The sequence below is a fragment of the Desulfobulbus elongatus DSM 2908 genome, assembly GCF_000621145.1.
GTDB classification, from domain to species: Bacteria; Desulfobacterota; Desulfobulbia; order Desulfobulbales; family Desulfobulbaceae; genus Desulfobulbus; species Desulfobulbus elongatus.
On record NZ_JHZB01000008.1, the window covers coordinates 23,854 to 34,350 of the forward strand.

Annotated in this window: 8 protein-coding genes; 5 read left to right on the top strand and 3 right to left on the bottom strand. The window is 62.8% G+C overall.

Translation table 11 applies throughout. The annotated features are described in order from the left end of the window. Positions 1-36: 36 nt before the first annotated feature. The 3 genes from Q362_RS0106045 to Q362_RS0106055 all read right to left on the bottom strand — a co-directional run bounded on the left by Q362_RS0106045 (position 37) and on the right by Q362_RS0106055 (position 4,128). Entirely contained in the window at positions 37-462 is a 426-nt protein-coding gene (locus Q362_RS0106045; protein ID WP_028317957.1) for a DUF2231 domain-containing protein, read from the bottom strand. A gap of 157 nt (positions 463-619) precedes the next feature. Beyond that, positions 620-1,993: a sigma-54-dependent transcriptional regulator gene (locus Q362_RS0106050; protein ID WP_028317958.1), complete on the bottom strand. Its 1,374-nt coding sequence runs from the start codon at positions 1,991-1,993 to the stop codon at positions 620-622. After that, entirely contained in the window at positions 1,993-4,128 is a 2,136-nt protein-coding gene (locus tag Q362_RS0106055; RefSeq protein ID WP_028317959.1) for a GAF domain-containing protein, read from the bottom strand. The genes Q362_RS0106050 and Q362_RS0106055 overlap by 1 nt, the downstream gene beginning before the upstream one ends. Positions 4,129-4,553: 425 nt before the next feature. Between Q362_RS0106055 and Q362_RS0106060 the strand changes: the two genes are divergently transcribed. The 5 genes from Q362_RS0106060 (at position 4,554) to Q362_RS0106080 (ending at position 10,468) form a co-directional block, all read left to right on the top strand. Further along, positions 4,554-6,017 carry a catalase gene (locus Q362_RS0106060; protein ID WP_028317960.1) on the top strand — a complete coding sequence of 488 codons (1,464 nt, stop codon included), beginning with the start codon at positions 4,554-4,556 and terminating at the stop codon, positions 6,015-6,017. A 156-nt stretch (positions 6,018-6,173) separates the two neighbouring features. Further along, positions 6,174-6,677 (top strand): bacterioferritin, encoded by a 504-nt coding sequence (locus tag Q362_RS0106065; RefSeq protein WP_035215822.1) that lies wholly within the window; start codon positions 6,174-6,176, stop codon positions 6,675-6,677. 435 nt (positions 6,678-7,112) lie between these two features. After that, complete coding sequence (locus Q362_RS0106070; protein ID WP_084312362.1) at positions 7,113-8,651, top strand: alkaline phosphatase; 1,539 nt, start codon at positions 7,113-7,115, stop codon at positions 8,649-8,651. 65 nt (positions 8,652-8,716) lie between these two features. Continuing rightward, a complete protein-coding gene (locus Q362_RS0106075; protein WP_028317963.1) occupies positions 8,717-9,859 on the top strand; it encodes a YibE/F family protein in 1,143 nt (380 codons plus the stop codon). Positions 9,860-9,994: 135 nt separating this feature from the next. Beyond that, on the top strand, positions 9,995-10,468 hold the full coding sequence (locus tag Q362_RS0106080) for a hypothetical protein (RefSeq protein ID WP_028317964.1): 474 nt from the start codon (positions 9,995-9,997) through the stop codon (positions 10,466-10,468). Positions 10,469-10,497: the final 29 nt, after the last annotated feature.

The window sequence follows — 10,497 nt, forward strand, 5'->3', positions numbered from 1 at the left end:
GGAAGCAGGCCTCGCGTCTAAAACGGCACGCCGGACTCAGCCGCCGTAAACCAGCTCTCCGCCGGAAAAACCGAGCCCCACGGCGCAGGCCAGGCAGAGACTGTAGACGATGAACAGCTTCTTGGCCTCAGCTCCCTGCCTGTGCAGCCAGATGGAATAGGCCAGCAGGCCGGTCAGCGCCACCGCCAGGACCATCTTGACCACGATCAGCGGCTGATAGCGGCCGGCGTACAGATGCTGCCAGTCCAGCAGACCGGCCAGGATGGTCGGCACGATGAAGATCAGGGCCAGCACCGAACAGTGCAGGCAGGTTTTCTGCAAGGCGGGCTTGTTTGCATACCAGACGAGCAGGCCGAAGAAAAAACAGCCCATGACCATGCCCATGGGGATATGGGTCAGGGCGGGATGTAGTGGATGGTGAAACCCTACCTTCGCCAGAAATGCATACAATGATTCGATCATGATCCACCTCCTTCGCTGTACAGGGTATTCCGCTGATGCCGGGCATCGATGTTTCGTGCAAGGAAACCATAAGGTTTCCGGCGTGATTTTGCTCGAAATTCCTTATGTTGACCAGAAAAAGAATGCGTCCGGGAAACACGTTGTCCCGGCAGGGACCTCATACCCGGATGCCGTGCTTCTCGATGCGGTAGATCAGGGTCGGCCGGGAGATGCCGAGCAGCTTGGCGGCCCGCGATTTGTTGGCGCCGCTCATCTCCAGCGCCTGGACGATCAGGTCCCTGATCACCTCGTCGAGTTGGATGCCCTCGGGCGGCAGGCGCAGCCCCGGCGCCTCCGGCTGCGGGGTTCCGTGGTAGGGAAAGGCCAGGAAGGCGAGATGGGCGGCCTCGATCTGCTCGCCGTCCTCCATCAAAATGACCCGTTCCACGGCGTTTTTCAACTCCCGAATGTTGCCCCGCCAGGGATATTGCACCAGCATTTTCCTGGCCTCCGGCGAGATGCCGCGGAAATTCTTCATGAATTTCTCGTTGAACCGGTTCATGAACAACTCGGTGAGCGGCACGATGTCGGCCCGGCGTTCCGCCAGCGGCGGCACGACCACCCGGGCGACATTGAGGCGGTAGTAGAGATCCTCTCGAAAGGTGCCGGCCTGCACCTGGGTTACCAGGCTCTTGTTGGTGGCGGCGATCACCCGCACATCGACCTTTTTTTTCCTGGTGCCTCCCACCGGATAGAATTCCCGCTCCTCCAGGAAACGCAGCAGGTTCACCTGGGCCGCCGGGTGCAGCTCGCTGACCTCGTCGAGGAGCAGGGTGCCGCTGTCCGCCATTTCGATCTTGCCCTTCTTGCCCTCGTTGAGGCCGCCGGTGAAGGCACCCTTTTCGTAGCCGAACAGCTCGCTCTCCAGCAGTTCCTTGCTGATGGCGCCGCAGTTGATGCCGACAAAGGGTTTGTCGTACCGGCTGCTGCGCTGGTGAATCATCCGGGCGACCACCTCCTTGCCCACGCCGCTCTCCCCCTCGACGAGCACCGTGGTGTCATAGCTTTTGGCCACCTTGCCGGCGAAGTCAAACACGGCCCTGATGCCCTCGCTCTCGGCAACGACATGCTCCAGGTTGAATTTCTGCAGATAGGCCCGCCGCAGTTCCCGGACCTCTTTCTTGAGGCGCAGATTCTCCAGGGCCTTTTCGATGACCAGCTCGAACATCTCGATTTCCAGCGGCTTGACCAGGTAGTCGCAGGCCCCCTCCTTCATCGAATGGACCACGGTTTTAACGTCCTCGTAGGCGGTCATCATGACGATCGGCATGTCCGGGCTCAGCTTCTTGATCCGGTGCAGGGTCTCGATGCCGTCCATGCCGGGCAGGCGGATATCCAGCAGGACCAGGTCAACCGCGTGCTTCTGGAGCAGCCGCAGGGCCTCCTCGCCGCTGCCGGCGATCAGGGGGTCGTACTTGTCGGCAAGGATGGCGCGCAGCGAATTCTGGAGCAGGCGGTCGTCGTCGACAATCAGGATCTTGTACGGGGGCATTACGTGTCCTCGCCGGGATGAACGGGAAATTTCAGGGTGAAGGTCGTGCCCCGGTTGGTGTCGCTGGCCACGTCCACCGACACCTGGTGCTGTTCCAGGATTTTATGGACAATGGCCAGCCCCAGGCCGGTTCCCTCGGGTTTGGTGGTGAAGAAGGGGTTGAAGATCCGCGACAGATTGTCGCGGGAGATGCCGCTGCCCTGGTCGGATATCTGCAGCACCACGTAGTCGCCCCGTTTCCTGCCCTGCCGCTCCATCCGGCCGCGGACCCCGATGGTGCCGCCCTCGGGCATGGCCTCCATGGCGTTGAGCAGCAGGTTGACCAGCACCTGATGAATCTGGTGCGCATCCAGAATGACCGGCGGCAGGGTGTCCGGCAACTCGCACCGGACCTCGATCTTCTTTTCCTTAAGCTGGGAATCCATCAGCCCGATCGATCCCTGCACCACCCTGGCCAGGGAATCGCTTTTCAGGGCGGGTCGCGACGGTTTGGCGAAATCGAGCATCCCCTTGAGCAGGCTCCTGATCCGGTCGATCCCCTCCTGGGTGTCGGCGAGCAGGCTGCCGACCTCCGGGGTGAGCGCGGTCTTCTTGGCCAACAACTGGACATTGAAGTTGATGCTGCTGAGCGGGTTGCGGATTTCGTGGGCGATGCCGGCGGACATCTGCCCCAGCGAGGTCAGCCGGTCGAGGCGCCGGATCAGTTCCTCGGTTTTCTTCTCCTCGGTCAGGTCGCGGATGATAAACATGGCGCCGATCAGACCATCCTGATGATTGCGCAGCAGGGAGGAGGTGATCCCCAGGATGGTGGCGGTGCCGTCCTTGTGCGTCAACCGGATTTCCTTGTTGTCGACCACCGCGTGCCGGTCGATGGCCAGATCGACCACCTGCACGATGTCGCCGGCAAAGACCGCGTCCACGCGCTCGCCCAGGACATACTTTCTTTTGAACCGGAACATCTCCTCGGTTTTCCTGTTCACCGAGGAAATTTCCTTTTTCAGGTCAATGGTGACCACGCTGGCCGGAGAACTTTCCAGGATGTTTTCCCGGAAGTTGCGTTCGGTCATCACCTGGCCGTAGAGTCGCGCATTCCTGATCAGGCTGGCGCAATGGTCGGCAAAGATGAGCAGCAGCTTGAGATCGTCCTCGGAAAAGGCGGCCCGGTCGGTGCTGCCGAGGTGCAGCACCCCGAACACCCGCTTGTCGCTGACCAGCGGCACGGAAAGCTGCGAGGCCGTGCCGGCGACGATCTCGCGGTAGCGGGGATCGGTGCGGACATCGTCCGTCAGCACGGGCATGCCGGTTTTGGCCACCCAGCCCACCAGGCCGGTGCCGGCCTTGAGGCGGAAGTCCGTGCCGACCGCGCTGCCTCCCCTGGCCGCGGCAATGGCGAGTTCCCGGCCCTCATCGTCGAGCAGGAAGAGGAGGCAGCAGGAGGCCCTGGTGATTTTCATGGCGCTGGTGCAGATGACCTGGAACAGTTTTTCCAGGTTGAAGGCGGAACTGGCCTTCTTGCTGATTTCCTGCAAGGTGAGCAGCTGCTTGATCTTTTTCTGGTTCTGTTCCTGGAGCCGGGCATTTTCGATGACGATGCTGGCCTGGTTGGCAAAGGTCGAAAAGGCGGCGACGTCCCTCTTGGTCATCACCAGTTTGCTGTCGCCCCGGTCGGCGGTGATCAGGCCGATCACATCCTTTTTGATCTTCAGCGGCGCGGCCACGGTGGAAAACCGCCGCATGATGCCGCTGACCTTGAGGTCAACCGGCGTCACCCGGGGATCTTCCCGGTAATCCCTGACATAGATGGTCTTTCCCCAGCGGGCCACCCGGGTCTCGACGCAGTCGTGGGCAGCGAGACGGTAGGGAAAGCGCAGGGCCCGTTCCGAATCGTCGGGGTTGAACCCGTGGATATAGCGGCATTCGAGCAGCTGCCGTTCCCGGTCGGTCAGGAAAATGGCCAGGCGGGTGAAATCGAAAACGTGCGAGATCTCCTTGACGATGGCGGTCAGGATGGTGTCGAGCGAGATCGGCCGGGTCAGCAGGCTGGAAATCTTATGGATCGAGGCCAGCAGCTTGTCCTTGGTCTGCAGTTCCTCCATGCAGACGGCCGCCGCGCGGCAGGTCGGTTTCTTGGGCATATCTTTTCCTCGTTGGTGCGCGCCTCCGGCCCATGAACCCCGTTGCTCCCGTGGGCCGGGACGCCGCTTTTTCCTTTCCCACGGACCAGACCGAAAAATCAAATAAAAAATGCCGCCATCCCCGAAAGAAAAAAGACCCGCCGTTTTCGCGGCCCGCCCGCGGTGGCTGTTTGGATGCGATGCCCATGGTCACAACGGGGCATGCGGCACCAGCCCGGGAAGACTGCCGGAGAATCTACCGCATGACCCGGTGGAATCATTGCCAGAATTGCCCTTGCCCCGAACCATGAGCATGGCCCGATCCTTTTTAAGATGTATTCCTATTTGGGATTGACACGTGTTCCTCTATCGGGTACCTTCGAAAACCATGATGCCCATGGGCCCGGTCCATGGCGGAACAGAACAACACCAAAGGGAGGTTCACGATGGACACCAGCAAGAAGAAACTGACCACCAACGCGGGCGCTCCGGTGCCCGACAACCAGAACGTCATGACTGCCGGCCCGCGCGGGCCGCAGCTGCTCCAGGATGTCTGGTTCCTGGAAAAACTGGCCCATTTCGACCGCGAGGTCATCCCCGAGCGGCGCATGCACGCCAAGGGTTCCGGCGCCTACGGCACCTTCACCGTCACCCACGACATCACCAAGTACACCCGCGCCAGGATCTTCTCCCAGATCGGCAAGAAAACCGAACTGTTCGCCCGCTTCTCCACCGTGGCCGGCGAACGCGGCGCCGCCGACGCCGAGCGCGATATCCGCGGCTTTGCCGTCAAGTTCTACACCGAGGAAGGCAACTGGGACATGGTCGGCAACAACACCCCGGTCTTTTTCCTCCGCGATCCGCTCAAATTTCCGGACCTCAACCACGCGGTCAAACGCGACCCGCGCACCAACATGCGCAGCGCCAAAAACAACTGGGATTTCTGGACCTCCCTGCCCGAGGCCCTGCACCAGGTGACCGTGGTCATGAGCGACCGCGGCATTCCGGCCACCTACCGCCACATGCACGGCTTCGGCAGCCATACCTTCAGCTTCATCAACGCCGGCAACGAGCGCCACTGGTGCAAATTCCACTTCAAGTCGCAGCAGGGCATCAAGAACCTGACCGACGCCGAGGCCGAGGCCCTGGTCGGCAAGGACCGCGAGACGCATCAGAAGGATCTGTACGAGGCCATCGAACGGGGCGAGTTTCCCCGCTGGACCATGTACGTCCAGGTGATGACCGAGGAGCAGGCGGCCAAGCTGCCCTACCATCCCTTTGACCTGACCAAGGTCTGGTACCACAGTGACGCGCCGCTGATCGAGGTGGGCGTGCTCGAACTGAACCGCAATCCGGACAACTACTTCGCCGAGGTCGAGCAGGCGGCCTTCAACCCGGCCAACGTGGTGCCGGGCATCAGCTTCTCGCCGGACAAGATGCTCCAGGGCCGGCTCTTCTCCTACGGCGATGCCCAGCGCTACCGCCTGGGCGTCAACCATCACCTCATCCCGGTCAACATGGCGCGCTGCCCCTTCCACAGTTATCACCGCGACGGCCAGATGCGGGTGGACGGCAACCATGGCTCCGCTCTGGCCTATGAGCCCAACAGCTACGGCGAATGGCAGGAGCAGCCCGACTTTTCCGAGCCGCCGCTCAGCCTGAGCGGTGCCGCCGCCCACTGGAACGCCCGCGAGGACGACAGCGACTACTACACCCAGCCGGGCAAGCTCTTCCGGCTGATGACCACGGCACAGCAGGAAGCCCTGTTCGGCAACACCGCGCGCGCCATGGGCGATGCCCCGAAGGAGATCAAGGTCCGCCACATCGGCAACTGCTACAAGGCCGATCCCGACTACGGCAAGGGGGTGGCCGCGGCCCTGGGCATTCCGATGAGCGAGGTGCCGGTGTAACGGCATTCCTGCCCAAACGATGACCTTTTCCCAACGGGCGGGTCGGATTCGTTCCGCCCGCCCGTTGTTCGTTCCTGTCGACGGAACAGGCGAAGAATGCTATAGAACGGATGGCGATCCATTCAATCCCATCAACCGAACCCACAGGTGAACATCATGCACGAGAACAGCATCAAACTCCTCAACCAGGCAGTGAGCGACGAAATCGCCGCCCTCCATCAGTACATGTATTTCCACTTTCACTGCGACGACCAGGGGTATGATCTTCTGGCCGGCCTGTTCAAGCAGACCGCCATCAAGGAAATGCTCCATGTCGAACGCCTGGCCGAGCGCATCCTGTTCCTCGGCGGCGATGTGGTGATGGTCAGTTCCTGCCCGGTTTCGCCGGTCCAGGATGTCAACGAGATGCTGACCATGGCCCGGCAGATGGAGTTGGACAGCGCCCGCAGCTACAACCTCTGGGCCAACGAATGCGGCGCCAATGCCGACAGCGTGTCGAAGAAGATTTTCGAGGATCTGGTGGTCGACGAGGAAGGCCACTACGACGCCTTCGACATCGAAATGGGCAACATGAAAAAATTCGGCGCCAACTATCTGGCCCTGCAGTCGATCGAACGGAGCAAAACCCGCGCCCAGATGCCCCCGTCCGCCGGCGAATAACGGCACAACCGCTTCCCGGCGCGCCATGATCGCCGGAAACGGCACAACCGTCTCTCCGTCGGGGCGGTGGTTGTGCCGTTTCCGGCCACGGCGGACCGCCCTCGCTTCGGCAGGCGCGGCCTTCCGGCCATATTCCGGCCACCGTCGCTCGCACCCCATCGCCCCCCCTATCCTCGTGTTTTCCCCATTTCCGCTGCCCCCCCTTCCCCGGCCGGCATCCGGGACCGCCATCGGCGTGCGTGCGTTTTGACCGGAATCTGATCATCCTCAATCCCCGTGTTCATCATATTCTAACATCCGTGCGGTATATGCACGGTGCTGCCGCGGAAAAGGAATCCTCCGGCGGCGAACACCGCGAAATCCGGAGCCTGCGGCCGGTGGCAGCACGGGCGGCGCGCTCCGTTCATTGGACACATCTCACGCATGGAGGGAGAAATGGGAGGAAAACGATGGTTGTTCACCGCGGCCCTGGCCGCGACGATATTCATGGCGGGCGCGGCTGGGGCCGACACCCCCAAGTATGTGTTCTTCTTCGTCGGCGACGGCATGGCCAGCGCCCAGATCCAGGCCACCGAAGCCTACCTGACCACCAGGAACGGCGGCAGGGCCACCGAGGCCAAGGACCTGCTGAAGGAGGAAAACCGGTTGAACATGAGCAAGCTGCCGGTCCTGGGCATGCAGACCACCTATGACGCCCATGCCCTGATGACCGACTCCGCCTCGGCCGGCACCGCCTTTGCCTGCGGCATCAAGACCACCAGCGGCATCATCGGCATGGACGGCACCAAAACCGTCAGCTACAAATCCATCGCGGAACTGGCCGCCGAAAAGGGCAAGCGGATCGGCATCATTTCCAGCGTCTCCCTGGATCATGCCACGCCCGCCTCTTTTTACGCCAGCGTTCCCAGCCGGAGCGACATGAACGCCATCGCCCGGCAGATGGCGGCCAGCGGCTACGACTTTTTCGGGGGCGGCGGCCTGGCGGCCAGCGACGCCGAGACCGTCAAGGCCCGGATGCAGGCCAACGGCTACACCATCCTCCAGAACCGCGAGGCGATCCTGCAACTGAAAAAGAATCCGAAAGGCAAGGTGGTGGCCATCAATCCCTACCTGCAGGACAGCGCCGCCATGCCCTACGCCATCGACCGCCCGGAGGCCAACCTGTCGCTGGCCGAGATGACCGAGGTGGCCATCTCCTCCCTGCTCACCCGGAAAAAAGACGGCCACAAGAAGGGTTGGGGCGGGAAAGACGACGGTTTCTTCCTCATGGTCGAAGGCGGCAAGATCGACTGGGCCTGCCATGCCAACGACGCCATGGCCACCATCGGCGACACCCTGGATTTCGATGACGCCATCGGCGTGGCCCTGGAGTTTTACCGCGCCAATCCCTCGCAGACCCTGATCGTGGTCACCGGCGATCACGAGACCGGCGGCATGTCGGTGGGGCACGCCACCACCGGCTATACCGCCTACTACGACCGCCTGCTCGGCCAGACCAGCAGCTTCCAGGCCTTTGGCATGAACGAGTGGAAGGCGCACAAGGCGGCGCACTCGACCGGCTACAACTGGACCGCCACCAACAACCTGGAGAACAGCTCCGAGATGATCGGCCTGATGCAGACCGTTTTCGGCCTCGACTGGTCGTCCCTGAACGACTTCCAGAAAAAGAAACTCGAGGATGCCTACGATAAATCGATGTGCGGCCAGAACGGCAACGACGCCGACGAAAACAGCCTGCTGTACGGCGGCTACGAGCCGATCATCGTCACCATCACCCATATCCTCAACGAGCGGGCCAGCATCGGCTGGACCTCGTACGCCCACACCGGCGTGCCGGTGCCGGTCTTCGCCATCGGCCGCGACGCCGGGCGCTTTGCCGGATTCTACGACAACACCGACATCGCCAAGCAGATAGCCAGGGCCATGGGAATCTGGCAGCAATTGCCGGTCGTGAAGACCGCGTCCGCCCATTGAGCCCGCGCCGGCTCCATCCGTCCACCCCGTGCGGCGTCGCGAGGCATTCTTTTTCCCGATCGCCCATGCCCACGTTCCGCCGCGAACTCCTCTTTTCCCTGATCATCGCCCTGTTCTGCATCGCCCTGCTCACGCTCGACATCGCCCGGGTGCCGCCGGCTCCGGAAGGCATCCGCTGCCGGGCGCTGGTCACCGGTGTCGACAACTCCAGGGTGCGCACCAACCTGATCGTCAAGACCAATGTCCAGCTCCTCACGGTCCGGCTGCTGTCCGGGCCGCACGAGGGCCAGACGGTCGAGGTGGTGAACATGCTCACCGGCAAGATGGAACTCGACGAATTCTACGAACCGGGCACCACCATCCTGATCGAATACGACGCCCCGGAAGGCAAGCCGGCCAACGCGGTGGCACGGGGCGCCTATCGCCTGGGACTGCAACTGTTCCTGGCGGTCCTGTTCGGGCTGCTCCTCTTCGCCGTGGCGGGGGTCACGGGCCTCAAAGCCGGCCTGTCCTTCGTGTTCGCGGCCCTGGTGCTGTGGAAACTGTTCTTCCCGCTCCTGCTGCTCGGCTATCCGCCCCTGCCGACCGGCCTGGGCATCGTCGCCCTGCTCACCGGGGTGATCTGCTTCGCCGTTGGAGGCCTGACCCGGCGCGGGACGGCCACCTTCCTCGGTTCCCTGCTGGGACTGCTGCTCACCTGCGGCCTGGCCGCCCTGTTCACCCATCTGTTCCGGCTGCACGGCGCGGTGCGGCCCTTTGCCGAGATGCTGCTCTATTCCGGCTACCCGCAACTGAATCTGACCGACATCTTCGTGGCCAGCGTCTTCATCGCCTGTTCCGGCGCGGTCATGGATCTGGCCATGGATATCGCCGCCACCATGGATGAGCTCAAATTCCGCCATCCGGAAATCGGCCTGCTCGACCACATGCGGTCCGGGCTGCGGGTCGGCCGCGCGGTCACCGGCACCATGACCACCACCCTGCTGCTCGCCTACTCGGGCAGCCACATCGCCATGTTCATGGTCTTCCTCGCCAAGGGCCTGCCGCCGGCCAACCTGCTCAACGCCCCCTTCGTCGCCGCCGAGGTCCTCAACATCCTGGTCGGCAGCTTCGGGGTGATCGCCGTCGCCCCGTGCACCGTGGTGATCGCCGCCCTGCTCTACCGCACCCGGACCGCGCCGGACCATCCCGCATCCCGTCCCGGTTGATCCGCGTTCCGGCAACGGCGGTTGCCGGTTGCCAAGGCCGGGCGCGCATGCTACAAACGGGGATGCACCGTTGCGTTCCGTGGCGCATCGTCCGGAACGGCGAAAAACACAACACGCAACCGCCGGGAGGCCGCCATGATATCGGCACAGGAACTCGACAAGGGAATGGTCATGCTCAAGACAATCTGGTTCGCCCTGGCGGGGTCGCTGGTCATGTACGTCATTGCCGTGCCCCTTTTCCTGGCCGACTCGGCCGCCCGCTTCTCCCCCGAAATCTACGGGGAACTGCGCGTGCTGCTGTATGCCGTTGCCGCCGCGACCCTGGCGGCCTCCTGGCTGGTGCGGCGCCTGCTGCTGGGCGCCCGGATTCCCCCCAAGCCGACCCGGTCGCAGCAGCACCCGGTCATCCAGCGGTACACCACCGCCATGCTCATCGCCCTGGCCATGACCGAGGCCATCGGTATCTACGGCCTCCTGCTTTTTCTCCTGGGCGGCAACCGGACCGATCTGCTGCTGCTCTCGGCCCTGGCAGCCGCCGCGATGACCCTCTATTTTCCACGGAAGAACGAACTGATCTCCCTGGCGGAAAAATTTAACCGCCGTGATTGACGCCATCGAACCTTTCCCTATAATGAGCA